The organism is Brevundimonas vitisensis, from assembly GCF_016656965.1.
GTDB lineage: Bacteria > Pseudomonadota > Alphaproteobacteria > Caulobacterales > Caulobacteraceae > Brevundimonas > Brevundimonas vitisensis.
The window spans coordinates 1,687,733-1,711,154 of the sequence record NZ_CP067977.1 but is presented as its reverse complement, the minus strand read 5'-3'; the positions used below and the strand labels follow the sequence as shown (position 1 = coordinate 1,711,154).

The 23,422-nt window shown below is 65.6% G+C and carries 31 protein-coding genes; 17 read left to right on the top strand and 14 right to left on the bottom strand.

Features of this window, described 5'->3' with window-relative positions; genetic code table 11:
• The first annotated feature begins 22 nt into the window (after positions 1–22).
• The 5 genes from miaB to JIP62_RS08645 all read left to right on the top strand — a co-directional run bounded on the left by miaB (position 23) and on the right by JIP62_RS08645 (position 5,074).
• Positions 23–1,477: a tRNA (N6-isopentenyl adenosine(37)-C2)-methylthiotransferase MiaB gene (gene miaB, locus JIP62_RS08665; protein WP_201101803.1), complete on the top strand. Its 1,455-nt coding sequence runs from the start codon at positions 23–25 to the stop codon at positions 1,475–1,477.
• A gap of 15 nt (positions 1,478–1,492) precedes the next feature.
• The gene (locus JIP62_RS08660; protein ID WP_201101802.1) at positions 1,493–2,446 is read left to right on the top strand and encodes a PhoH family protein; all 954 of its coding nucleotides are present in this window, start codon (positions 1,493–1,495) and stop codon (positions 2,444–2,446) included.
• Positions 2,443–2,892, top strand: coding sequence for an rRNA maturation RNase YbeY (gene ybeY, locus JIP62_RS08655; protein WP_201101801.1), 450 nt, complete (start codon positions 2,443–2,445; stop codon positions 2,890–2,892). The genes JIP62_RS08660 and ybeY overlap by 4 nt, the downstream gene beginning before the upstream one ends.
• Complete coding sequence (gene lnt / locus JIP62_RS08650; RefSeq protein ID WP_201101800.1) at positions 2,882–4,492, top strand: apolipoprotein N-acyltransferase; 1,611 nt, start codon at positions 2,882–2,884, stop codon at positions 4,490–4,492. The genes ybeY and lnt overlap by 11 nt, the downstream gene beginning before the upstream one ends.
• 171 nt (positions 4,493–4,663) lie before the next feature.
• Complete coding sequence (locus tag JIP62_RS08645) at positions 4,664–5,074, top strand: helix-turn-helix domain-containing protein (protein WP_201101799.1); 411 nt, start codon at positions 4,664–4,666, stop codon at positions 5,072–5,074.
• Positions 5,075–5,095: 21 nt separating this feature from the next.
• Here JIP62_RS08645 and JIP62_RS08640 read toward each other — a convergent pair whose 3' ends face one another.
• Complete coding sequence (locus JIP62_RS08640) at positions 5,096–5,722, bottom strand: SCO family protein (protein WP_201101798.1); 627 nt, start codon at positions 5,720–5,722, stop codon at positions 5,096–5,098.
• Positions 5,723–5,776: 54 nt separating this feature from the next.
• Between JIP62_RS08640 and JIP62_RS08635 the strand changes: the two genes are divergently transcribed.
• Both JIP62_RS08635 and JIP62_RS08630 read left to right on the top strand, forming a co-directional pair.
• Positions 5,777–7,273: an ActS/PrrB/RegB family redox-sensitive histidine kinase gene (locus JIP62_RS08635; protein ID WP_230974699.1), complete on the top strand. Its 1,497-nt coding sequence runs from the start codon at positions 5,777–5,779 to the stop codon at positions 7,271–7,273.
• A 53-nt stretch (positions 7,274–7,326) separates the two neighbouring features.
• Positions 7,327–7,881 (top strand): ActR/PrrA/RegA family redox response regulator transcription factor, encoded by a 555-nt coding sequence (locus JIP62_RS08630; protein WP_201101797.1) that lies wholly within the window; start codon positions 7,327–7,329, stop codon positions 7,879–7,881.
• Positions 7,882–7,888: 7 nt separating this feature from the next.
• Here JIP62_RS08630 and mmcB read toward each other — a convergent pair whose 3' ends face one another.
• The gene (mmcB, locus tag JIP62_RS08625) at positions 7,889–8,332 is read right to left on the bottom strand and encodes a DNA repair putative endonuclease MmcB (RefSeq protein WP_201101796.1); all 444 of its coding nucleotides are present in this window, start codon (positions 8,330–8,332) and stop codon (positions 7,889–7,891) included.
• Between the two features lie 103 nt (positions 8,333–8,435).
• On the opposite strand from mmcB, the gene JIP62_RS08620 reads away from it, so the two are divergent.
• From JIP62_RS08620 to JIP62_RS08605, 4 genes are all read left to right on the top strand, one after another.
• Positions 8,436–9,407, top strand: a complete 972-nt coding sequence (locus JIP62_RS08620; RefSeq protein WP_201101795.1) for an IS1595 family transposase — start codon at positions 8,436–8,438, stop codon at positions 9,405–9,407.
• Between the two features lie 83 nt (positions 9,408–9,490).
• A complete protein-coding gene (locus JIP62_RS08615) occupies positions 9,491–9,964 on the top strand; it encodes a hypothetical protein (RefSeq protein WP_201101794.1) in 474 nt (157 codons plus the stop codon).
• Complete coding sequence (locus JIP62_RS08610) at positions 9,961–10,755, top strand: DUF1828 domain-containing protein (protein WP_201101793.1); 795 nt, start codon at positions 9,961–9,963, stop codon at positions 10,753–10,755. The genes JIP62_RS08615 and JIP62_RS08610 overlap by 4 nt, the downstream gene beginning before the upstream one ends.
• A gap of 150 nt (positions 10,756–10,905) precedes the next feature.
• On the top strand, positions 10,906–11,112 hold the full coding sequence (locus JIP62_RS08605) for a hypothetical protein (protein ID WP_201101792.1): 207 nt from the start codon (positions 10,906–10,908) through the stop codon (positions 11,110–11,112).
• Here the strand turns inward: JIP62_RS08605 and JIP62_RS08600 are convergent.
• Complete coding sequence (locus JIP62_RS08600) at positions 11,099–11,812, bottom strand: hypothetical protein (RefSeq protein WP_201101791.1); 714 nt, start codon at positions 11,810–11,812, stop codon at positions 11,099–11,101. The genes JIP62_RS08605 and JIP62_RS08600 overlap by 14 nt on opposite strands.
• A 24-nt stretch (positions 11,813–11,836) precedes the next feature.
• On the opposite strand from JIP62_RS08600, the gene JIP62_RS08595 reads away from it, so the two are divergent.
• On the top strand, positions 11,837–12,085 hold the full coding sequence (locus tag JIP62_RS08595) for a hypothetical protein (protein ID WP_201101790.1): 249 nt from the start codon (positions 11,837–11,839) through the stop codon (positions 12,083–12,085).
• Positions 12,086–12,125: 40 nt separating this feature from the next.
• Here JIP62_RS08595 and JIP62_RS08590 read toward each other — a convergent pair whose 3' ends face one another.
• The 3 genes from JIP62_RS08590 to thpR form a co-directional block, all read right to left on the bottom strand.
• Positions 12,126–12,656, bottom strand: coding sequence for a lipocalin family protein (locus JIP62_RS08590; protein WP_201101789.1), 531 nt, complete (start codon positions 12,654–12,656; stop codon positions 12,126–12,128).
• Between the two features lie 73 nt (positions 12,657–12,729).
• Positions 12,730–13,233 (bottom strand): GNAT family N-acetyltransferase, encoded by a 504-nt coding sequence (locus JIP62_RS08585; RefSeq protein ID WP_201104658.1) that lies wholly within the window; start codon positions 13,231–13,233, stop codon positions 12,730–12,732.
• A gap of 32 nt (positions 13,234–13,265) precedes the next feature.
• Positions 13,266–13,805 (bottom strand): RNA 2',3'-cyclic phosphodiesterase, encoded by a 540-nt coding sequence (thpR, locus tag JIP62_RS08580; protein ID WP_201101788.1) that lies wholly within the window; start codon positions 13,803–13,805, stop codon positions 13,266–13,268.
• Positions 13,806–13,930: 125 nt separating this feature from the next.
• Here thpR and JIP62_RS08575 point away from each other — a divergent pair, with 125 nt between their 5' ends.
• The gene (locus tag JIP62_RS08575; protein ID WP_201101787.1) at positions 13,931–14,677 is read left to right on the top strand and encodes a Bax inhibitor-1/YccA family protein; all 747 of its coding nucleotides are present in this window, start codon (positions 13,931–13,933) and stop codon (positions 14,675–14,677) included.
• Positions 14,678–14,742: 65 nt separating this feature from the next.
• On the opposite strand, the gene JIP62_RS08570 is transcribed toward JIP62_RS08575, so the two are convergent.
• The 3 genes from JIP62_RS08570 to JIP62_RS08560 all read right to left on the bottom strand — a co-directional run bounded on the left by JIP62_RS08570 (position 14,743) and on the right by JIP62_RS08560 (position 16,407).
• Entirely contained in the window at positions 14,743–15,654 is a 912-nt protein-coding gene (locus tag JIP62_RS08570) for an SRPBCC domain-containing protein (RefSeq protein WP_201101786.1), read from the bottom strand.
• Positions 15,651–15,992, bottom strand: coding sequence for an ArsR/SmtB family transcription factor (locus JIP62_RS08565; RefSeq protein WP_201101785.1), 342 nt, complete (start codon positions 15,990–15,992; stop codon positions 15,651–15,653). Before JIP62_RS08565 ends, JIP62_RS08570 begins: the two co-directional genes overlap by 4 nt.
• Positions 15,993–16,074: 82 nt before the next feature.
• Positions 16,075–16,407: a DUF2794 domain-containing protein gene (locus JIP62_RS08560; protein ID WP_201101784.1), complete on the bottom strand. Its 333-nt coding sequence runs from the start codon at positions 16,405–16,407 to the stop codon at positions 16,075–16,077.
• A gap of 551 nt (positions 16,408–16,958) precedes the next feature.
• On the opposite strand from JIP62_RS08560, the gene JIP62_RS08555 reads away from it, so the two are divergent.
• The gene (locus JIP62_RS08555) at positions 16,959–17,663 is read left to right on the top strand and encodes an SseB family protein (protein WP_201101783.1); all 705 of its coding nucleotides are present in this window, start codon (positions 16,959–16,961) and stop codon (positions 17,661–17,663) included.
• A 1-nt stretch (position 17,664) separates the two neighbouring features.
• Here the strand turns inward: JIP62_RS08555 and JIP62_RS08550 are convergent, their stop codons facing one another.
• Positions 17,665–18,336 (bottom strand): bifunctional 4-hydroxy-2-oxoglutarate aldolase/2-dehydro-3-deoxy-phosphogluconate aldolase, encoded by a 672-nt coding sequence (locus JIP62_RS08550; protein WP_201101782.1) that lies wholly within the window; start codon positions 18,334–18,336, stop codon positions 17,665–17,667.
• 110 nt (positions 18,337–18,446) lie between these two features.
• Positions 18,447–19,268, bottom strand: a complete 822-nt coding sequence (locus JIP62_RS08545) for an alpha/beta hydrolase (protein WP_230974698.1) — start codon at positions 19,266–19,268, stop codon at positions 18,447–18,449.
• Positions 19,269–19,314: 46 nt separating this feature from the next.
• Here JIP62_RS08545 and JIP62_RS08540 point away from each other — a divergent pair, with 46 nt between their 5' ends.
• The 3 genes from JIP62_RS08540 to JIP62_RS08530 all read left to right on the top strand — a co-directional run bounded on the left by JIP62_RS08540 (position 19,315) and on the right by JIP62_RS08530 (position 22,081).
• A complete protein-coding gene (locus tag JIP62_RS08540; protein WP_201101781.1) occupies positions 19,315–19,572 on the top strand; it encodes an Lrp/AsnC ligand binding domain-containing protein in 258 nt (85 codons plus the stop codon).
• 61 nt (positions 19,573–19,633) lie between these two features.
• A complete protein-coding gene (locus JIP62_RS08535; protein ID WP_201101780.1) occupies positions 19,634–20,818 on the top strand; it encodes an acyl-CoA dehydrogenase family protein in 1,185 nt (394 codons plus the stop codon).
• 141 nt (positions 20,819–20,959) lie between these two features.
• Positions 20,960–22,081, top strand: a complete 1,122-nt coding sequence (locus tag JIP62_RS08530) for an acyl-CoA dehydrogenase family protein (protein ID WP_201101779.1) — start codon at positions 20,960–20,962, stop codon at positions 22,079–22,081.
• 3 nt (positions 22,082–22,084) lie between these two features.
• On the opposite strand, the gene JIP62_RS08525 is transcribed toward JIP62_RS08530, so the two are convergent.
• The 3 genes from JIP62_RS08525 to JIP62_RS08515 form a co-directional block, all read right to left on the bottom strand.
• On the bottom strand, positions 22,085–22,645 hold the full coding sequence (locus JIP62_RS08525) for a lipocalin family protein (protein ID WP_201101778.1): 561 nt from the start codon (positions 22,643–22,645) through the stop codon (positions 22,085–22,087).
• Positions 22,646–22,695: 50 nt separating this feature from the next.
• Positions 22,696–22,947 carry a zinc-finger domain-containing protein gene (locus tag JIP62_RS08520; RefSeq protein WP_201101777.1) on the bottom strand — a complete coding sequence of 84 codons (252 nt, stop codon included), beginning with the start codon at positions 22,945–22,947 and terminating at the stop codon, positions 22,696–22,698.
• Positions 22,948–23,020: 73 nt separating this feature from the next.
• A complete protein-coding gene (locus tag JIP62_RS08515) occupies positions 23,021–23,284 on the bottom strand; it encodes a hypothetical protein (RefSeq protein WP_201101776.1) in 264 nt (87 codons plus the stop codon).
• Positions 23,285–23,422 lie beyond the last annotated feature (138 nt).

Here is a 23,422-nt window from a genome sequence, read left to right as displayed (position 1 = left end):
TTGCGCGCTAAGACAGCCGCGCATGACCGAAACCCTCGTTTCCCCTGCGGTCGAGACGGCCGACACCCCAGCGACCAAACGGCTGTTCATCAAGACCTACGGGTGCCAGATGAACGTCTATGACTCCGAGCGCATGGCCGATGTCCTGCGCCCGCTGGGCTATGCCCCGACCGATACGCCTGAAGGGGCTGATTTTGTCATTCTGAACACCTGCCACATCCGCGAGAAGGCCGCCGAGAAGGTCTATTCGGAACTGGGCAAGCTGCGGCTGATGAAGCTGGACAAGGCCGCATCCGGCGACGGCGCCATGACCATTGCGGTGGCCGGCTGCGTGGCCCAGGCTGAAGGCGAAGAGATCATGCGCCGCCAGCCGGCCGTGGATCTGGTCGTCGGCCCGCAGGCCTATCATCAGCTGCCCGAGTTGCTGACCCGCACGGCGCGGGCACGTGGCGAGCGGATCGGGGCTGACTTTGCGCCGGATGCGAAGTTCGACGCGCTCAGCGCCCCGCGCGTGACGACGGGCGTCACGGCCTTCCTGACGGTTCAGGAAGGTTGCGACAAATTCTGCAGCTTCTGCGTGGTGCCCTATACCCGCGGTGCGGAGTGGTCGCGGCCGGTGGCCGACATCGTCACCGAGGCGCGTCGCCTGGCCGATCAGGGCGTGCGCGAAGTCACCCTGCTGGGCCAGAACGTCAATGCCTATGACGGCATCGGCCCGGACGGTTCGCCTTCGACCCTGGCGCAGCTGGCGCGGGCCCTGGCGGACATCCCCGGCCTCGACCGCATTCGCTACACGACCAGTCACCCCAACGACATGTCGGACGATTTGATCGCTGCCCATGCGGAGCTGGACGCCCTGATGCCCTATCTGCATCTGCCGGTTCAGTCGGGCTCCGACCGGATCCTGCGGTTGATGAACAGAAAGCATGGTCGCGCCAAATACATCGACCTGATCGGCCGCATCCGTGAGGCGCGTCCGGATATGGCGATCTCGGGCGATTTCATCGTCGGCTTTCCGAGCGAGACGGATCGGGATTTCGAGGACACCCTCGATCTGGTCCGAACGGTCGGTTATGCCTCGGCCTTCTCCTTCATGTATTCGCCGCGCCCTGGAACCCCGGCCTCGACCATGGGCACCCAAGTGCCGGACGATGTCAGCCGGGCACGCCTGCACGCGCTCCAGGCCCTGCTCACCGAACAGCAGGTGGCCTTCAATGCGGCCCAGGCGGGACGCACGCTGGATGTCCTGTTCGAAAAGGTCGGCCGCCACGGGCGTCAGGCCATCGGCCGCTCGCCCTATCTGCAGTCGGTCCATGTCGAGGACGCCGATCACCTGATCGGCCGGATCGTGCCGGTCCAGATCCTGTCGGGGGCCCAGAACAGCCTCTCGGGCACCCTGTCGGCCTCTGGTGTGGATCGTCCGGTCCTCCAGGGAGTTCGTCCCTCATCCGGCGACGCCCTGCGGGCGGAGCGATAGAGACCCTCGAAAACTATGTCGCGTGAAACCGAATTCCTGGCCCTGGACGACGTCGTCGCGCGCGCGGTCATCGGCCCGCACAGCCGCCATGTCGCCCTGTTGGAAAACGCCTTCAAGGTGCTGATCGAGGCTCCCGGCGGCGGGCTGTCGATCAATGGCTCGGCCAAGGATCGTGCCGGTGCGCGCAAGGTCATCGAAACCCTGGCCAAGCGGGCGGCGCAGGGGGCGGAGCTGAACGAGGCGGACGTCCGCACGGCCCTGGGCACCGTCCGCTCGGGCGGAGCTGCGGCCGACGGCATGGCCCTGCCCATCGGGCGACGCGGGGCCATCGTGCCCAAGACCAATGCCCAGGCCCGCTATGTCGAGGCCCTGGCCCGGTGCGAGCTGACGTTCGGCGTCGGCCCGGCAGGGACGGGCAAGACCTTCCTGGCCGCTGCCTATGGAGCGTCCCTGCTGCGCAAGGGCGCGGTGGATCGGCTGGTCATCACCCGCCCGGCGGTGGAGGCGGGCGAGAAGCTGGGCTTCCTTCCTGGTGATCTGAACGAAAAGGTCGATCCCTATCTGGCTCCGATCTGGGAGGCATTGAACGACATCTTGGGGCCCGACGACGTGCGCCGCCGTCGCGACAAGGGCGAGATCGAGGCTGCGCCCATCGCCTTCATGCGCGGACGGACCCTCAGCCATGCCTTCATCATCGCGGACGAAGCCCAGAACCTGACGCGGCTGCAGATGAAGATGGTCCTGACCCGCCTGGGTGAAGGTGCCAGGATGGTTGTGACCGGCGACCCGTCGCAGATCGATCTGGTCAATGCGCGCGATTCCGGCCTGGCTCACGCTCTGCGGATCCTCAAGGATGTCGAGGGGGTCGGTATCATGGCGTTCGAAGCCCAGGACGTCGTCCGCCACGCCATGGTCGAACGGATCGTGCGCGCCTATGACGCCGATACCGAAGCGCCAGAGCGCCGATGATCGAGATCGAGGTCGAGGCAGGCGACTGGGACCAGGCTGTCGCTCAGGTGGACCACATCGTCACCCGCGCAGCTCAGGCCGCCTTGGGAACAGAGGCCGGTGATGTCGTTGTCCTGCTCACGGACGACGCTGCTGTGCGCGAGTTGAATGCTCGTTTTCGCGACCGCGATCGGCCCACCAATGTCCTGTCCTTTCCCGCCGCCGACAGCGCCTTCCCGCACCGGGGCGATCTGGTGCTGGCGTTCGAGACCTGCCGTGACGAGGCGGTGGCGCAGGGCAAGACCCTGGCCGATCATCTGAGCCATCTGGTCGTCCACGGCGTGCTGCACATCCTGGGTCACGACCATGAGGACGAGGCCGAGGCCGAGGCCATGGAATCTGCGGAGCGCACGATTCTTGCTGGGATCGGGGTTTCGGATCCCTACAGGTTCCAGAATGACCGATGATATCCTGACACAGCCCCATGTCCGCCCTGACCGGAAGGCACTCGGTGGGCGGCTGCTGAGGATTGCTCTTGCCCTGTTGGCGGGGGTGGCAACGGCCCTGGTTCATCCACCGTTCGGCCTTCTGCCCGGACTGGTCGGCTATCCCCTTCTGATGCTGCTGGCCGAGCGGTCGGAAACCGTAAAAGGCGGGTTCTGGGTCGGATGGCTAGCCGGGTTCGCCTATTTCTTCATCGGCTGCTGGTGGGTGGCCGAGGCCTTCTTCGTCAATCCCGATCAAGCCTGGATGGCACCGTTCGCAGCCAGCCTGCTGCCCGCAGGTCTGGGGCTGTTCTGGGGCGTGGCCACAGCGCTTTACCGCCGGTTCACCCCGACCGGCGTGCGTCGAATCCTGCTGTTCGCCGCCCTTTTCTGTCTGATGGAGTGGGTGCGTGGCCATGTGCTGACCGGCTTCCCTTGGAATCCGGCCGGTGCAGGCTGGGCGGCGGGATCGGCGGCGTCACAGTTTGCGGCCGTGGCCGGTGTCTATGGGCTGAGCCTCTATACCGTCGTGGCGGCGTCGGCGTTCGGGCCTCTGGCCGGGCCGGGTCCGCGCAAGGCGCGCATCGGTGCTGCGGTGGCGGGCGGGCTGGCTCTGCTGGCGCTGGTCGTCGGGGGCACGGTGCGGCTGGACCGCGCCAAGGTGACCTACACCGATACTGTCGTCCGGATCGTCCAGGCCGATGTGGACCAGCAGTCCAAATGGACGCCCGAAGCCTATTTCGGCATCGTCGACCGCTATGTGAATCTGACGGCCCGACCCGGCGCGGTGGTGCCTGACGTCATCCTGTGGCCCGAGGGCGCGCTGCCCAATACCTTCAATCGCGTGTTCGCGCCGGGCGCTGAAGAAGGCATGGCCATCGCTCGAGCGCTCCAGCCGGGCCAAACCCTGCTGGCCGGGCTCAGCCGGGGACAGGACGACGCCTCCGCCCCTGAAGGCGCGCGCTATTTCAACAGCCTGATCGCCCTGCACAGCGAAGGCGCACAGGGCCTGCGTATTGCGGCCGTCTATGACAAGCATCGGCTGGTGCCCTTCGGCGAGTATCTGCCGGCAGGTCAGTTGATGAGTGTCCTGGGCATCCGCAGCCTGGTGCACGTTCCATCCGATTTCAGCGCCGGTCCGCGACCCGCGCCGATCGATCTGCCGGGTGCACCCCGGGTCCAGCCGCTGATCTGCTACGAGAGCCTCTATCCCGGTTTCACACCGGGCGGCGTGGGGCGGCCGGAGTGGATCGCCAATGTCTCGAACGACGCCTGGTTCGGGAAGACGTCCGGACCGCTGCAGCACCTCAATCTGGCGGCCTATCGCGCGATCGAGACCGGTCTGCCGCTGGCTCGGGCCACACCGACCGGGGTGTCGGCCATGATCGATCCCTGGGGGCGCGTGGTGGGGGACAAACGGATCGACGCGGGTGAAAGCGGGGTCATCGACGCGCGCCTGCCCAGGCCCGCAGCCGTGACCCTGTATGGCCGGTTCGGCGACGCTCTGTTCTGGCTGGGTCTGGTGTTGGCGGTCGCGGCCGCCACCGCGCTGCCCGGCTGGCGCTTCCGCCTGAATACCTAAGCTCTGGCATTCGGCCAGAACAGGATTATTCTGCGGGTCGCCATGCGAAAACGGCCATAATCGTCGTGCTCTTCTCCCTGACGATAATGTGCTGAGTTTTCAACTTTTGGCAGACAGCTGCTGTGCGAGGGCGCACATCAATCTGTGCTTATTGAAGGGACGTGTCGAACGATGGCCAGAGGCAAAGGCGAGGACGGACCCCATCCGGTGGACCGCCATGTCGGTCGCAGGGTCTGTGAGAGACGGATCAGCCTGGGCTTCAATCAGAGCGACCTCGGCCGCGCGCTGGGCCTGACCTTCCAGCAGATCCAGAAGTACGAAAAAGGCTCCAACCGGATTTCGGCGTCGAAACTCTGGGACATCGCCCGCTTCTTCAAGGTGGACGTGGCCTATTTCTTTGAGGGCCTGGCGACCACACAGCCCGGCATGGCCGAAGAGGCCGGCAGCGGCTTCGATCATGATTTTCCGGCGACCCGTTATACGATCGAGATCGCCAAGCTGGCCCCGCAGCTTCCCGTGGCCAAGCAGAAGCTGGCGCTGGACCTGATGAAAAGCATGGCGTCCCCCACCGCCGACACCTGAGGCGGCAGATCAGGCTGGGTCTTAGCCTCTGGCCATGGCCCTGCGGATCAGTTCGGCCGACCGGTCGGGGCCCAGGTCGTGGGCGATTGCGCTTCGGAACTGACCGTCCGGGCCCATCAGATAGACCGTCAGGGAATGGTTCATCGTATAGGCGTCGCCCTCTCCGACCTTCTGGAAATAGGCGCGATAGGCTTTGGCGGCTGCGGCCACCTGTTCAGGCGTGCCGGTCAGGCCGATGACACCCTTCGGGAAGCCGTCCGATGACAAATAGTCCTTGAGCGCCTGCGGCGTGTCCCGCTCGGGATCCACGCTGATGAAGACGATCTGCATTTTTTCCGCGTCGGCCCCCAGCTGCGCCTGGGTCGCGGCCAGGGTGGCCAAGGTGGTGGGGCAGAAGTCGGGGCAGTAGGTGAAGCCGAAGAAGACCAGGCTCCAGCGCCCCTCCAGCATCGTCTGATCCACGGTACGACCGTTCTGGTCCACCAGCTGGAAGGGGCCTCCGACCATGGGCTGCCCGGTCTCGCTGGACGCCGGCAGGGACTGAGCGGCCTGTTCGCGGCCTGTCACGACCACCATGGTCACCACGGCCAGGGCGGCGGCGATGGCGATACAGGCTCCCGCGAACAGCAGGACGGTGCGACGCGGCATCGCGAATCTCCGAAATCATCACAAGGAAGGACCAGACGGGTCTATAGAGGGCGTGTGATCCCGAATGAAGCCGATCCATCGTCGCAATCGTCGCAAGGTGCCGGGCTGGATCCTGGCCCTGGGCCCCTGGCCGGTTGGCGAAATCTGCCCCGCCGTGGTCGCGGTCTGTCGCTGCGGACCCTGATCGTCCTGCGATGGCTGGCGGTGGCGGGTCAGAGCGCGACGGTCGTGGTGGCGGTCGGCTTCCTTCATTTCGATCTGCCGCTGTGGCCCTGTCTGGCGGTGATCGCCGCCAGCGTCCTGATGAATCTCCAGGCCACGGCGCGGATGAAGCGTACCGATGGCGGCCTGTCGGACGGCAGCCAGACCGCCGCGCATCTGGGCTTCGATATCCTGCAGCTGGCGATGCTTCTGGGTCTGACGGGCGGATTGGAAAATCCCTTCTGCCTGCTGCTGGTCGCCCCGGTTACGGTGGCGGCGGCCTCCCTGCCGGGACGTCAGGCGGTGGCTCTGGGGGTGTTGGCTCTGCTGGCGACGGCGGCGCTGTTCTATCTGGCTCTGCCGCTGCCCTGGGCCCAGGGCGCAGACCTGAACCTGCCGCCGCTCTATCGGTTCGGCATCGGCTTGGCCCTGGTGACGGGCGTTGTCTTCACCGCCGCCTATGCCTGGCGGGTTGCGGCGGACGCCGAAAAGCTGGAGCTGGCCTTGGCCACCACCCAGGATGTGCTGCAACGCGAGCAGAGGCTGGCGGCCCTGGGAGGGCTGGCGGCGGCGGCGGCGCATGAGCTGGGCACGCCTCTGGCCACCATCCAGGTGGTGGCTCGCGAAATGCTGCGCGCCTCGGCCAAGGGCGGGCCGGAAGCCGAGGACGCCGCCCTGATCCTGCAACAGGCCGAGCGCTGCCGCGACATCCTGAAACGTCTGTCCCAGGAGCCAGAGGAGGGCGACGCCCTCTATGCCGACGTCGCGCTGAAGACCCTGCTGGACGAGGTGGTCGAGCCGCATCGAGGTTTTGACCTGGCGTTCGAAACCCGGGTCCGGACGGCGTCGGGTGAGCCGGTTCCCCGTGTGCGCCGCCTGCCTGAGGTCATCCATGGCCTGTCCACCCTCGTTGAGAATGCGGCCGATTTCGCCGGATCCCGCGTCCGCGTGGCCGCACTGGTCGATGCGGGCTGGATCGAGATCGAGGTGGTGGACGACGGGCCCGGCTTTTCGTCCGAAATCCTGCCGCGCCTGGGCGAGCCCTATGTGACCAGCCGTCCGCAGGGCAAGGCGCGGCGCGCCCTTGCGGCCCAGATCGCCGCCGCCGCCGCCGGGGCCGCCAAACCTCGGCGCAGGGGCAAGACCGCCTCGGCCCCTGATCCGACCCCCATCGCGCCCAGCCAGGGGGGCATGGGCCTGGGCTTTTTCATTGCCCGCACCCTGTTGGAACGGACCGGGGGCAAGGTCACCGTGGGGACGGGCGACGGCGGCAGGGGGCAGCCGCGCGGGGCCCGTGTCAGCATCCGCTGGCCTCGCCCGGCGCTCGAAGTGTCGCAGGGGGGTGGGTGAACCTTGACCTTACCCCGGGACATGACGACTTGATCGCCAAGGAGACCATGACGATGCCCGACACCGAAGCCCGAATTGCTGCGCTTACCGACCGGTCGCTGCTGCTGCTGGACGACGACAATGCCCTGCGCACCCGTCTGGGCCGCGCGCTGGAAGCGCGGGGGTTCCAGGTCACCCTGGCGGCCTCCATCGCCGAGGCGCTGGAAGCCCTGAAGACGGTCGTGCCCGCCTTTGCCGTGCTGGACATGCGGCTGGAGGACGGCAACGGCCTGAAGATTGTCGAGGCCGTGCGCGAGCGGCGCGAGGACGCCCGTATCGTGATGCTGACCGGATATGGCGCGATCGCCACGGCGGTGGCGGCGGTCAAGGCCGGGGCCGTGGACTATCTGCAGAAACCCGCCGACGCCGACGACGTGGTCAAGGCCCTGCTGATGACCGGCGAGGCCCCCGAGCCGCCGGACAACCCGATGAGCGCCGACCGGGTGCGCTGGGAACATATCCAGCGCGTCTATGAGCTGTGCGACCACAATGTCTCGGAAACCGCTCGCCGCCTGGGCATGCACCGCCGCACCTTGCAACGCATCCTGGCCAAACGCGCCCCGCGCTAGGGCGCGCCTAAAGCCGCATCGACCGCATGGCCCCCAGACGGCCGAAGGCGATGGTCAGCGCCTTGCGGCGGGCGGGGGACAGGGCCTCAACCGGGGCTTCGCGCACAACCGCCCCGCCGAACCCGTCGGCGACGATCAGGCCGGGCTGGTCCGGCAGGACGTCGACCGGAAACTCCGGCGCGACCGCGAAATAGAAGGCATCGCAGAAGGGGCCGTATTCGCCCCATTTCCGGTCGACGCGATAATCGTCCAGCCCCGACTTCACCTCGCAGATGACGATGTCGCCGCGCGGACCCAGGGCCATGACGTCGGCCCTGCGCCCATTGGGCAGGCAGACCTCCATCAGCGGCGCATAGCCCATGTCCAGCAACAGCCGCGCCGCCCCCCGCGTCACCGCCTGGGTGGTTTCGGGCCGGGAAAAGACAAGTTCCAGATGGACGGCAGCAGCCATCCTCGACTTATGTTCCGCTTGTGTTCACGGATCAAGCGGGCGTATCCGTATTTGACAAACCCATCCAGCTAGGCGATATTGAGCGGGTAAGGAGAAACCCGCCGTGTCCGTTCTGTCCAAGCCCTATTTTCACGATGAAGCCGCCGCTTTCGCGTTCGTCGAAGGCATCATCTGGGGCGGCGAGGCCTCGTGCCCGCACTGCGGCGTTGTCGGTCGGTCCTATGCCCTCAAGGCGGTGCGCTCCAAGCCCTCCAAGAAGAACCCGGAAGGCGTGATCCGTCATGGCCTGAAGAAGTGCGGCGCTTGCCGTGGCCAGTTCACCGTCCGCAAGGGCACGATCTTTGAGGAAAGCCACCTGCCCCTGCATAAGTGGCTACAGGCGATCTATCTGATGTGCAGCAGCAAGAAGGGCGTTTCGGCCCTCCAGCTCCAGCGCACCCTTGAGGTCCAATACAACACCGCGTGGTTCCTGGCCCACCGCATCCGCGAAGCCATGCGCTCTGGCGACCTCTCGCCCTTCGGTATGGACGGCGGCATGGTCGAGGCTGATGAAACCTACATCGGTCGCGAGCCCAATACCCCGGTCACTTCGGGCGGCGCGCACAAGATGAAGGTTCTGAGCCTCGTCGAACGCAGCACGGGTCGTTCGCGCTCGTTCGTCATGAACGACGTCAACACCAACCAGATCGGCCTGATCGTCGCGGCCAACATGGCCACCGAAGCGCACCTGATGACCGACGAAGCGACCTTCTATCGCCGCGCTGGCAAGACGCTCGCCGCCCACTCGCGCGTCAATCACAGCAAAGGCGAGTATGTCTTCAAGCTGGACCCGCGCGTCCACACCAACACGGTCGAGGGCTTCTTCTCGATCTTCAAACGCGGCATGAAAGGCGTCTATCAGCACTGCTCCAAGAAGCACCTGCACCGCTATCTGGCAGAGTTCGATTTCCGCTATTCCAACCGTTCGGCGCTGGGCTGTGAAGATCAGGAACGCACCATGCGCGCCGTGCTGGGCGTCGTCGGCAAGCGCCTCACCTATCGGTCAACTGACTTGCGGGCCGAAGCCGTCGCCTAACGGCAAGTGGCACGGCGCTCGCTGGCGAACGCGCGGTTGACCTTGTGCCCCTCAGCGAGGCTCTATGCGCTTCGCGAGGGGCCATGCGACTTAAAGACATCATCAAGGCGGAAAAATCCGCCTTTGACTTGGGAAAGTGGCAATACGGCCATATCCCTCGTCATGCCTTTCCCCAATCAAAGGTGAAGGAGAGTGCCTACAAGTTTGGGCGCGCGTATAGCTGGCGCATTGTAAGGTTCACGGCGCTAGGTCGGCGTATTCGCGTTAAAATTGTGCTTAACGAGAGCAAGGAAATATTTCGCGCTAAGCTAGGCGTCGAAGAAGGGGGCGATATGATCGTTCTGTGCGAGCATGAGTTTCACTCGTCAGAACCCGGTTGGCATTGCCATTTTACTACAAAGCCCCTAAATTCCGTTGTCGCTGGCACGGTGCGAGCGGGGAAGAGGAAGAGGCCGACCGCGATTGACGCCAGCGCGGTATTTAACGTCACCGAAGCGACTGCGTTCGATATTGCCGCGAAGCGTTATGGCTTCGACCAGAAGGGCAGCCTGTTATGAACCTCCTCAAGGACGTGTGCGGAACATTCTGCGACGGCCTTGCCATGCGCGAGGTTCCGATGGGGTTTGCAATCCGCACCCCCTTCCGCAACCCAGATGGTGACGCTGTGGCGCTATACGCGCGCCGTGATCCCGATTTCTCCAGCCGATACCGTTTTGAGGATGACGGGGCTACGATGGCCGAGCTTCAGGAGGAAGGTTTCTCGCTCGACAATGAGGTCAGGGGCGCGGAGTTTCATCGCCTGCTTAGCGAGTATGGATGCCACTACGACGAGAGCGAAATACTGATCCACACGGACTATCTGTCCGAAGAGCAGATGCCCGCTTACTTCCTCAAATTCATGGCGCTCATGGTGCGCTTGGGCGACCTGAGGATGATGTCTCGAACCGTTGTGCGGGACACCTTCAAAGTGGATCTTCAAGAGTTCGTCGAAGCGACCTTCCAAGGCATGGCGGTCGTCGAACGCGACGCATCCCCCATGGCGACCCTCAGCGACTACGTTGCTGACGTGGTGGTGCGCGGGCCCGACGCCACGCTCGCGATTTACGCAGGAACGACCGAAGTAAAGGCCCTTGAGGCGTTCGTTCTGTGGCAAGAAATGGAGCGCCAAGGGCTGACAGGCGTCATCCCTATGGTGGTCTTCGAGAACGCCAAGCCTGCCACCATCAAGACACGCACCGTGGCGAGGTTGATGAACAGCAACGTGTCGCTGGGATCGCTGGGAGGCGCGCAATGGGACGTAAGCCAGAAGATGCGTCAGCAAGCGGGCATAAGGGGGGTTTACCAATGAGCGAGCCGAGGCCCCAGGCTGACAAATTCCGGGACCTGGCCCGCGAGATCGGCGCGCACGAGAACGAAGAGGTCTTTGAGGCCAACCTTCGGCGGATAGTCAGGGCTCCGAAACCTGAGAAGGCTGCACCGGAGCCAGAAGCGGCATCGGATGGAAACTGATATCTGGCGATGGGTCCGTCCGTCGTGGGGTCGGCTCTATGTTCTCGCGCTGGCCGCTCCCGCCTTCTGGGTGGTGTGGCGACTGCTAGACCGCGATCCCGCCAAGGTCGTCGTGATGCTTATAGTCGGCGGCTGGCTGGTGTTCATCTTCCGCACTTGGTTCTGGTTCGAGAAGCCTCGCTTTAGGCGGCCTTGATTGAGTCCCATTGCCGCGCGATTTCAGCGCACGCAGCCTCGGCATCTTTCAGCCGATTGGTGATCGCCTTTGGTGCTTCGACGAGCTTCTTCGAGAAGATGTCCAGCGTGAAGCAGCAGCGATAGTCGCAGTCGTCGCCACCCTGACTGACGAGGTAGTGCCGAAGAAGCGCCCCGGCATATTCCGCCGAGTCCTTCGTGTGAGGCGAGCCCTTGGAGATGTTGAGCTTTATGGCCCCGCTCTGCTTGGCACCCTTCTTGCTCATGGTTACCAGCACATCCGGCCGGACGCTCACCGCGACGTCGGCTATCGGGAGCTTTTTGGGAGCGTGCTCACCCATGGTCAGGGTCGCCTCGTGGAAATCGAGCGTCGGGGCGAGACCTAGAAAGAGCTTCATGGCCTCCACGTTCGACTTCTTCATGCGTTCCTCGAAGTCGCCATTCACCAGTGTCGCTTCGTATTCGGAAATCGCGACCTGTAAACTCTGCGTATTCGGCACTTTCCCAACAAGGAAGCGCTTTGCAAGCTCCAGTGTAGGCTCGTATCGGATCACTTGGAAGGTTGGCGGAAACTTGGAATCTCGCAGTATTCTCTCTCGCCTTGAGGCCTTATTCGTGGCAAGATATTCAGCGAGCTTGTTTACCGAGATGCGCGGGTCTTTGTGGAACTTCTGGGGCTTCGGCGGAGGGATCGGAGCCATGTTATCAACCTCGGGTGAGAATCTATGAGCGATTACTACTTTAGCATGGCTCTCGGGAATCGCCGTTCTCTTTGCATCAGCCCACTGACGAATGAGGAACTGGCGAGCGGCGAAGGCCGCCCCGGAAACGGCCTCGGCTACTTCCTCTATGAGCGCGATGAGGCCGACGACGGTCTGAACGTTCTCGCCAAGATCGTGTCAGAAGATGCAGCGGTCAGGCTGTATCAGGCCATACGAGAGGCCAGCGGCGGGAGGCTGGCGGAGGCGGCATAACTGACGGGTTTGTCAAATACGCATACGCCATCAAGCGGGATCACCGGCCCGTGTGCACCACATTGCCGGTGTTGAAGCCCAGGGCGCGGGCGCGGCCGATCAGTTGGGTGCGGGTGGCTTCGGACGGGCTCTGGCTGCGGTGCCAGATCCACCAGTCCGACTTGTTCGGCAGGCCCATGATGGCCCAGCTGTAGTCCGGCGCATGGTCCCAGACCCAGTAGTTCTGGCCCGCCAGGCCGCCGAAGCTGAGCAGACCGGTCAGGCTGAAACGAAATTTGGCATTGGTGGTCGTGTCGGTGACCCGGGCATTGGCCCGCAGGGTCTCGACCACGCCGTCGGCGCGGCGGGTGCAGGTCACCACGATGCCGTAGCGGTCGGCCCGGTTGGTGGGGTTGAAGTCAATCTGGGCCCGGCTGCAGTCCTTCTGCACGTCGTTGTGGCTGCGGACCACCTCGAACCAGCGGCCGTCGAACTGGCCAAGATTCACATTGGTCGCCTGGGCGGCGGCAGGCCCGGCCACCAGGGCCAGGCCGAAGGCGGTGGCGACGGCGCTCATGCGGATCGGGGTCATGCGGGCTCCTGGATCGGGGACGATATCGTCGGTCGTGCGATCAGATACGCGCCGGAGGGCCCGGCGGTTGCCTTCACCGCGCCCGGCCCTGCCATTGCGCCCGGGTCTGGCCCCAGCGGTCCACTCTCACCGTGTCGAAAGGGGCGGGCAGGCGGGTGGGCCCCTGGTTGGTCGACCCCAGCCGCTCGGCCAGTCGCTGTGACGGCGTGTTCTCGGGATCAATGCAGTGGATCACCTCGGTCCACCCCAGGACATCGAAGGCATAGTCCAGCGTCGCCTTAGCCGCTTCCAGGCCATAGCCCTGGCCCTGGGCGTCGGGGTGCAGGCCCCACCCGACCTCGGTGCCTGGCCAGCCCAGCGGCTGCCACGGCCCGATACGGCCCATCCACCGGCCGCTGTCGCGCTCGATCACCGAGAACATCGCCACGCCGGTCATGCTCCAGGCCCCGGCCATGGTCATGAAGCCGCGCCAGGCCGCTTCGGCATTCTGGGGCCCGCCGATGAAGCGCGACGCCTCGGTGTCGGCCATCAGCTCGGCCCAGCGCGGAAAATCCTCCATCGCCGTGGGGCGCAGCATCAGTCGCGCGGTATGCAGCACAGGGCCGTCGGTCACAGCAGATACTCCCGTTCCAGGGTATAGACGCCGCCGTCGTCGGTCACGACGCTGGAATACAGGCCGAACCGATCGACACGGATCGGCGGCGAATGCAGCAGATTGTGCCCGGCCATCCAGGCCCCGATCCGATCCGGGTCTGCCTGGGGCTTGAGATAGGCCAGGGTGACATGGGGCCGATAGGTGCGCCGCTCCATCACCACCCCCGCCCGTTCCCCTGCCGACCGGCAGCGACCCGCCAGCACACCCAGCCGCTCGTTTGCTGCAACCCCGGCCCAAAGAGAGCGGCTGCGGTGCGAGTCGCCGAATTCGCCGACCCCTTGCAGCTCGATCGCGAACGGTCCGCCCGTCGCCGCCCGCTCCAGCTCGGCCACCAGATCGTCCGCCCGCCGTTCGTCGATCTCGCCGTAGAAGGCCAGGGTCAGATGCAGGTGCTCGCGTCCCCGCCAGCGTGCGCCGGGCAGGCCGGACTGCCGGCGCGCCAGGGTTTCTGCCACGTCGTCCGGCATATCGATGGCGGTGAATAAGCGGATCATGCGACCGAAGGTAGCGCCGGCAACCGATCGCCGGAAGTCCGGTTTTCCTTGCGTAACGGGCTTGTCGCCCCGATATTTGACGCCAGACCGGGGCAACCCCGGCTTTTTGGGAGAAAGAAATCGCGATGAGCGACTTCAACAATGGATATGCCCGGCCGATGCCGACGCGCGCCGACATGGCCGTGGACGCGGGCCTGCGCGCCTTCATGCTGGGCGTCTACAACAAGCTGGCCCTCGGCCTCGCCGTCGCCGGCGTGCTGGCCTATGTGACCGGCAATGTCCCGGCGGTGACCGAGCTGTTCTTCACCCGCACCGTCGATGGCCGGGTCGGGCTGACCGTGCTGGGCATGGTGGTGCAGTTCTCACCCCTGGTCCTGCTGTTCGGCTCGATGTTCTTCATGAAGAACCCGTCCGCCCGCGGCGTGAACCTGCTGTACTGGGCGGTCGTCGCCACCATCGGTGCGGGCATGGGTCTGCTGTTCCTGCGCTATACCGATGCTTCGATCGCCTCGACCTTCTTCGTGACGGCGGCGGCCTTCGGCGGTCTCAGCCTGTTCGGCTATACGACCAAGCGCGACCTCAGCCCGATCGGCACCTTCCTGATCATGGCCGTGATCGGCCTGATCATCGCCTCGGTGGTCAACATGTTCCTGGGTTCGGGTACGCTGTACCTGATCATCATGGGCGCGGGCGTGCTGATCTTCTCGGGTCTGATCGCCTATGACACCCAGCGCCTGAAGATGACCTACTATGCCCTGGGCGGCGACCAGACCGGTCTGGCCGTGGCCACTGGATTTGGTGCCCTGGGCCTGTTCATCAACTTCGTGAACCTGTTCCAATTCCTGCTCGCCTTCATGGGCAACCGGGAATAAAGACCGGCCCCACGACCGACGACAAGAAGGCCCCGGTGGAAACATCGGGGCCTTTTCCTTGCGGGTCATGGTCTCGCGATGAACGCCTCCAGCTTGGCCAGGGTCTGGTGGCCCAGCTCGATCGCGCCGAAGCCTTTGGCGTCCTGGAACTCCGCCCCAGTGTTGAACACCATCCCCAGGGTGACCAGGGTCGCCCCATCGACCTCTTCGAACCGGGCCCAGGCGTCGGCGTGCTTGGGTCCGTTCTCGCCCCAGAGCAGGGCATAGCTGAGCCGCTGCCGGGGCGTGATCTCGCGATACAGGTGGTGGTTCGGAAAGACCGTGCCGTCAGGGCCGATCATGTCGAATACCCATTCGCCGCCTGAGCGCAGGTCGATCCTGTCGGTGCGACAGGTGAACCCGTCGGGGCCCCACCACTGCGGCAGAGTCTCGGGATTGACCCAGGCTCCCCACACGGCCGCCACGGGGGCCTCGATCCGGCGTTGCAGGATCATGGTCCGCTCGGCCGTGCCGACCAGATTGTCCAGACCCGCTCCAAAGCCCTGGCGATAACCGCCCTCCATGTCTTCCGACAAGGACGAGAGTTGCACCGTCACCTCGAGGCGGCTGCCCGCGTCGCTGGGCCGGATTTCGGCGGTGACCAAGGCTGCGGACTGGATGCGATCTTCGCAGGAGATGACTTCGGAACTCACGCTGAGCTCCGGGGATTGCAGCACCAGCCAGCCATTCTCGCAGCGGATCGTCGGCTGCCCCTCGACCTTGCAGAGCGAGATTTCACGCCCCCCGACGCGGGTGTCCGCTTCGAGGAATTCCACGGTGACCTCCGGTGTCGGCGCGGCCCAGACCGCTCTCGCGACCGGGTCGGACCAGGCCTGCCAGACCACGGACGGCGGGGCCTGGATGTCGCGCTGGAAGGTCAGGGTGGCGAACCGCGCGGCCGGCCTGTCGCCCGTCATTGACGGTGTCGCATGGGTCATCGGTCTTCTTCCTTCAGGGTGTTCATGACAAAGGCGTCCAGCCGGTCGAGGCGGGCCTCCCAGAGCGTGCGATGGTCGTCCATCCAGTGCCGGGCAGGGGCCAAGGCACCGGGAACCAGCGTGCAGGTGCGGATGCGTCCGTCTTTCGAAGAGGTGATCAGCCCCGCTTCTTCCAGCACCGATATGTGGCGCATGACCGTGGGCAGGCTGAGGCCCGTCGGCTCTGCCAGTGCTGTGATCGGCATTGGCGTTTCCGCCAGCCGCCCGAGCGTGGCGCGTCGGGTGGGGTCCGCCAGGGCATGGAACAGGAGCGACAGATCGGGGTAATGCTTAGTCATGTCGCTAAGTATTTCAGCGACGCCCAAATGCGCAAGCAGAAACTTCGTCGATCAGCTAAGTTTCAGTTCTTAGAGCGCGCGGTCAGTCCACGACATTGAACCGGCGGGCGTCGAACACGCGCAGCACCTGGGCCAGGTCGCGGCCGCGCTTCAGGATCTGGCCACCCTCGCCGATGACCGACCACTGCCCCTGTCGGGTCTGCAGGGCCGGGCGTTTCTCGATACGATAGGCAGGGGCGTCGCCGCTGCGGCGGAAGACGGCGAACTCGGCGGCGTCCTTGCCCGGCAGCATGGCATAGTCGCGCCACTCGCCCGCCGCCACCATCCGCCCATAGACCCGCAGAATCGGGTCCAGCTCGCGCCGGTCAAAGAAGACGGGACCTTGCGGACTGTCGGCGGGGGCATCCAGGCTCATGCCCTGGAAGATATGCCGCCCCGCGCCGGACGCCAGCCCTTGATTCGGCGAGCAGTTCCGACGACGCGCTCAAGTAGCGCGAAGCGCGATAGCGCAACAAAAACACTCCGACACGAAATGGCCCCGTTTCGGTCCATCGCCCGCCGCCTTGGACGGCGAGAAAAACACCATCGGCCTGTCGGAGTTCGGACGCGTCCCGGATCCTGAACAGCCCCCCCAGCCCCTCCTGGATATGTCCAGCAAGGATTTCGGCGGGCCGATGCTTCCTCCAAGCGAGACGCCCGGTCTGCCGACCCTCCCCCCTCCTGGCAGTCCGGGCGTTTTGCCGTTGTGGACGGGTCGGCAGAGTGCTGCCTGGGGCATATCTTCGCGCCCTGTCGCGATCCGTGCTTCGCGCATTCCCCCAAGCGTTTCAGCGGTCGAGGTTGCGACAGGCGGCTTCGCAGACGCCGAAGGCGGTCAGTCGACCGGTCCGCCCAGGAACAACGGGCTGGTAGAAACGTCAAAAGCGGGCAAGAACCGGCACCCAGCAGACGAACGAGGATAGTGCCATGACGACCGCCAGCCCCAACCCCCTGGAACAGGCCCTGGCTCAGGCGCTGGCCGATCCGACGAAACAGTCGGCGTTCGAACTGGCACTGATGGGGGCCGAACTCTATGTCGTGCCCAGCGACGGCGTGCCTCCCGAGGGCCAGACCCTGGGCATCGAGCGGCCGTTCAGCCTGAAGGGCATCCGGCTGTCGGATGGCCGCGAGGCGACGGCGCTGTTCACCTCGCTGGAGCGGGTCAAGGTGGTGTTCGGCGACGAGCAGCCCATGGCCATGCGCGGCCTGCATGCCCTGCAGATCATGGCCGAGGGGACGCTGGCGCTGAACCCCGGCGCACCGGGTGGGCTGATCCTGGGGCCCCGCGATATCGCTGCCATCCTGAAGGGGATTGGCGATGCGCGGCCGGGCACGCGCACGCCGGCCGGATTGGACCTGAGCGTCCCAGAGCGTGAGCCCAAGGTGCTGATCGACCGGCTGAAACCGCGTCTGGCCGGACCGGGGGTCGAGGCTGTGTGGATCGCCCGCACCACCGCGCGGGACACCGGGGCCAAGGGTCTGCTCATCGACGTCCGCAGCACCCTGCCTTTCGTCGAGGTGCGCACGCGCGTGGAACAGGCGGCCGCCGGACTGAACACCGAGGGCGAGGCTCTGGAACTGTCCGTCAGCCTGCCGGGCGGCGAAGCCGGGGTGGGGCTGAAGGTCCTGTAAGTCAGGCGGCGCGGAAGGCCTGGATGGCCTGAACCGTCGCCCGCACCTGGGCCTCGATACCGGACCAGTCGCCGGATTTGACGGCGGCGTCGGTGATCAGCTTCGACCCCATGCCCGCGGCCACGATGCCGGCACCGAACCATTTGGCGATGGAGGCCTCGTCCGGATCGACGCCGCCGGTGGGCATGATCTTGGTCCAGGGCATGGGGCCCAGCACCGCCTTTACGAAGTCCGGCCCGCCGACGCTGGCCCCCGGGAACAGTTTGACGATCTCGCAGCCCAGCTCCTGGGCCTGACCGATCTCTGTGACGGAGCCGCAGCCGGGGAAATAGGCGGTCATGCGGCGGTTGCAGACGCGGGCCACGTCGGGGACCAGGCACGGGCTGACGATGAAGCGCGCCCCCCGGTTCAGATACAGGCTGGCCGTGCCCGCATCGACGACCGAGCCGATGCCCAGGATGATGTCGGGGTCGGTGCGCTGCAGCTCGCGCGCAATGTCGCCGAACAGGTCGACGGCGAAGTCGCCCCGGTTGGTGAACTCGATCGCCTTGGCACCGCCGCGCGAACAGGCCCGGATGACGTTCAGGCAGACCTCTGGATCGGCATGATAAAAGACGGGGGCCACGCCCTGGGCCTGAAGGGCAGTGAGAACGGCGAGGCGGTCGTGGCGCATTTCAATCTCCGCTCCGGTGGCGGCGGTCACCGGTATCGGGGCTCTGTTTATCCCGGCGACCGCGCGAAACGAAAGGACCGGGGCCCGGCTTTCGCGGTGCCGGACGGAACTTATTGTTTCGCCAGATCGACGATCCGCCGCACCAGGGCACTGTCGGCATCGAACAGCGGGTCCAGGACGGTGAAATGGTTCAGGCCGGGCAGGGCCTGATAGCGGGTTTCGACGCCGTTGTTGGCCCAGTGGTCGGCCATCATGCGGGACTGGCGCAGGAACTCGGCGCTTTCCTCGCCGCCGACGATGCAGTCCAGCACCGTGCCGCCCGGCGTCGAGCCGTTGGGGATGGGCCAGAAGACCGGCGACAGGGCCGCGGCCTCGTTCTCGTCGAGGTCGAGTGCGGTGTTCAGCGAGGTCCCGATCAAGGGGCGCAGGTCAAAGAGGCCGCTGATGGCGACAGCGGCCCCGGCCCGGGCCTCTGACAGCATGCAGGCCGCCATATGACCGCCGGCGGAATGGCCGAAGACGACCGGCCGCTGGCCGCCATTTCGGTCGCGCATCACGTCCATGGCGACGCGGACCTGTTTCAGTATGGTGCCGAGGCGGACTGTGGGGGCCAAGTCGTATGAGGGAACCGCCAGGCTGACGCCGTGCCGGATGAAGGCGGGGGCGATGCCGGTGAACCAATCCTTGTCCAGGGCCTGCCAGTAGCCGCCGTGCAGGAAGACCGCGATGGGGGTGCCAGGTCCGGCATCGAAAATGTCCATCACCTCGCGCGGGCCGGGACCATAGGCCAGGGTCTCGGGCGGATGGGCAGCGCGGGCGGCCAGAGCCAGAGCCTTCCACCGGTCCATGACGACCGGATGGTCCGGCACGCGGGCGCGGTTGTTGTACTGGCTTTCCGCGTCGGGGGCCTGGAGGTCGATCTCGCCTGTCACGAATCCATCCGCTACACACCCTCCGAACCTCGGAAGGACCGCCGCCATGATGACCGCCATCTTTGTCTTCATCAAATGCGAGCTGGGGCACGCCAACGACGTGGCCGCGGATATGGTCGACAATGTCGAGCATGTGTCCGAGGTCTATTCCACCTCGGGACAATATGACCTGCTGGCCAAATTCCAGCTGCCCAAGGACATGGACATCGGCACCTTCGTGACCCGGTCGGTGCAGACGCGCCCGCACATCCGCGACACCTTCACCGTCATCACTTTTTCGCCCTTCCTGCCGACGAAGGGCTGACGCTACGTCACCGAAAAACCCTGCTAATCTTCGCGTCAGAGGAAACGCGGAGACACGCGACATGACCGATCTGGACACCTTCCGCGCCGAGACGCGGGCCTGGCTGGAGGCAAACTGCCCGGCCGAGTGCCGCGGGCCGTTGGACAATGAGGAGGACCGCGTCTGGGGCGGTCGCAATCCCACCTTCAAGACCCCGGCCCACAAGCAGTGGATGGAGGTGATGGGCGCGCGCGGCTGGACCGCCCCGGAATGGCCGACCGAATACGGTGGTGGGGGCCTGAGCCGCGAGGAGGCCAAGGTGCTGGCCTCGGAAATGCGGCGCATCGACGCCCAGATGCCGCTGTCGTCCTTCGGCATCTGGATGCTGGGCCCGGCCCTGCTGCAGTTCGGCACCGAAGAACAGAAGAAGCGCTTCCTGCCCGAGATCGTGCGCGGCGAGATTCGCTGGTGTCAGGGCTATTCCGAGCCCGGGGCCGGATCGGACCTGGCCGGGATCCAGACCCGCGCCGAGGATCGGGGCGACCACTGGATCGTCAACGGCCAGAAGGTCTGGACCAGCTATGCCGACAAGGCGGACTGGATTTTCTGCCTGGTGCGGACCGATCCGGAGGCGCCCAAGCATCTGGGTATCTCATTCGTGCTGTTTGATATGGCCACGCCGGGCGTGACCACGCGGCCCATCACCCTGATCAGCGGCAAATCCCCCTTCTGCGAGACCTTCTTCGACGATGTGCGGGTGGAGAAGGCAAACCTGGTCGGGACGCTGAACCGGGGCTGGGACGTGGCCAAGGCCCTGTTGGCGCATGAGCGGACCATGATCGGCGGCATGGGCATGATCGGCGGGGGACGGCCCATGGGTCAGGTCGCCGCCGACAGCGTCGGCACCGATGACGACGGACGCCTGGACGACCCGATCCTGCGCGCCAAGATTGCGGAGCTGGAGGTCGATCTGGCCGCCTTCCAGCTGTCGATGGAGCGGGTCGGGGATCAGGTGAAGGCTCGGCAGGTCAGCCCGGCCATCGCCTCCATGCTGAAATACTATGGCTCGGAGCTGAACAAGCGCCGCCACGAGCTGTCGATGGCGGCTGGCGGTTCGGATGCCTTGGAATGGGAAAGCGATCGCTCCCGCAACGGCACCGCCGCGCGGGACTGGCTGCGGACCAAAGCCAATTCGATCGAGGGCGGGACCAGCGAGGTCCAGCTGAACATCATCGCCAAACACATACTGCAACTGCCGGGGGCGTAGGGCCGCCAACTCATCATCGTCACCCTCGGACTTGATTCGAGGGCCGGACGGTCCGCCGCTCGTGCGACCAAGATGACGCACGGCCCACTCAACATCCGATCCTCGGATCAAGTCCGAGGATGACGGCGTGGAAGAACCCAGATGCCCCTGATCCTGACCGAAGAACAGACCATGCTGAAGGAGGCCGCCGACGGCTTCCTGAGCGAGAACGCCCCGATTGCCCATCTTCGCCACCTGCGCGACAGCCGCGACGCGGACGGGGTCTCGCGCGATCTGTGGCGGGCCTTTGGCGAGATGGGGTTTGCCGGCGTGATCATTCCCGAGGCCCACGGCGGATCGGGCCTGGGGGCGGTCGAGGCGGGCGTGATGGCCGAGGCCCTCGGCCGGACCCTGACGCCCAGTCCCTTCATGGGCTCGGGCGTGCTGTCGGCGCGGGTGCTGATCGAGGCCGGATCGCCGGAGCAGCAGGCCGCCTGGCTGCCGCGCATCGCGGCGGGCGAGGCGATCGTTGCCTTGGCGGTCGATGAGGGGGCCAAACACGCCCCGTCCAAGATCACGACGACGGCACAGCGATCGGGCAATGGCTTTGTTCTGAACGGGGCCAAGGGTTTCGTGCTGGACGGCCACATTGCCGATGCCCTGATTGTGGTGGCGCTGACAGAGAACGGCCTGACCCTGTTCCTGGTCGATCCGAAGACGCCGGGCATAGAGATCGAGCGGACCATCATGGTGGATGCCCACAATGCCGCGCGTGTCACCCTGACCGACGTTCAGGTCGATGCCGATGCGGTGATCGGTGCCGTGGACGGGGGCGAAGGCCCGTTGGAGGCCGCGCTGAACCTGGGCCGGGCCTGTGCCGCAGCCTCCCTGACGGGGGCTGGCGATCAGGCGTTTCAGACCACGCTGGAATACCTGCGCACCCGCAAACAGTTCGGCAAGCTGATCGGCGAGTTTCAGGCCCTGCAACACCGGGCGGCCCATCTGTTCACGGAGATCGAACTGGCGCGGGCGGCGGTGCTGGGCGCGCTGCAGCGGCTGGATGCGGGCCATGAGACCGCGCCCCTGGCCGTCTCGATCGCCAAGGCCAAGGCCGGACGCGTCGCCGAACTGGCGGTTCAGGAGGCGGTGCAGATGCACGGCGGCGTCGGCATGACCGACGAATACGACGTCGGGCTGTTCATGAAGCGGGTGCGTGTCCTGAACGAGCTTTTGGGCGACGCCGGATTTCACACCGAACGGCTGGCCCGCACCCAGGGCTATTGAAGCCTAGCGGGGCTGTTGCGTCGGCCGCAGCAGGGTCAGGTCATAGCCCAGCGCCTGGGCGCGGTTCAGGATCGTCTGACGGACCGCGTCGCTGGGCTGAGGGGTGCGGCTGAGCAGCCAGAGGTATCGGCCCGATCCTTCGCCCACGATCGACCAGGAATAGTCCTCGGCATGGTCGAGGATCCAGTAGTTGCCGAAATAGAAGGGGCCGAAGAAGGACACCTTCAGCTTGGCGTTTCCGCTGCCTTCTACGACCTTGGCCCGGCCCTCGACGGATCGCAGTTCGCCGTCGAGCCCGTCCTGGCGACAGGTGTTGACCACACCGATCAGGCCATCTTCGCGCTGGGTATAGGTGGCCGTGACGCCCTCGCATCCGCGCTGGAAACCCGCCTCATAGCGCCCGATTTCGTACCAGGTGCCGGCATAGCGTCCGAGATCGACGGTGCGGGCCGGGGCCGGCACGGCGCTGTTGCCGACCGGACCTTGCTGCAGGGCCGCGCAGGCGGACAGGGTCAGGGTCGCAGCGGCCGTCAGGACCAGAACTTTGAGAGAGGGTGCCTTCATCCACCCCCAACGGCCACGCTCGGCCGAAGGTTGCGATGCCAGGGACGGGTTCAGTGCGCCTCTGGCGGACGGGCGGCAGGGTCGAGGTATTCGTTCTCGGCGTGGGGGTCGGCCGACAGCACGAAGCGGCGATCGCAATAGCCGCACTCGACGAAATCATCCTCGCCCATGTCCAGATAGACCAGCGGATGTCCGAGAGTCGCGCCCAGGGTGCGGCTGCCGCCATCACAGGCCACGCGCTTGGATGACACGACGACGTCTTCGGGCGGCGGAACCAGAGTATCGGGATGGCGGGGCGGCATGGCGGATCCTGCAGGTGAGCCTGTCGCCGCGTTCCTAATGCCTCGCCATCCGCTTGGGAAGCACCCGGTCGGTTCAGGCCTCGGGTGCCGGGGTCGCATTGCGCCGGAACAGGCGGTCAAACAGGGCTTTGCGCTTCTTGAACAGCGACAGGCCCAGGCAGCCGGCACCGACCCACAGGCCGATCTCGCCCACCACGGCGGAAACCCCGGCCAGGATCATGGCCTGGGTCAGGGGCAGATGCTCCATCTTACCCAGGACGATGAAGGCCGCCATGCCCGCATAGCCGATGACGCAGACCGCCATGGCGGTCCAACCGATGATCTTGATCCGGCTCATGCCCGGTCTCCGTCAAGTGTGATTGTCACTATGACAAGCACGCTAGACATATGGCCGGGATTAGTCAAGCGTCTTTGACACATGCGAGTGTCCCTTTTGCCGCCCGGCTTGGCGAAGCGATGCCGCCGCCCTAACTAG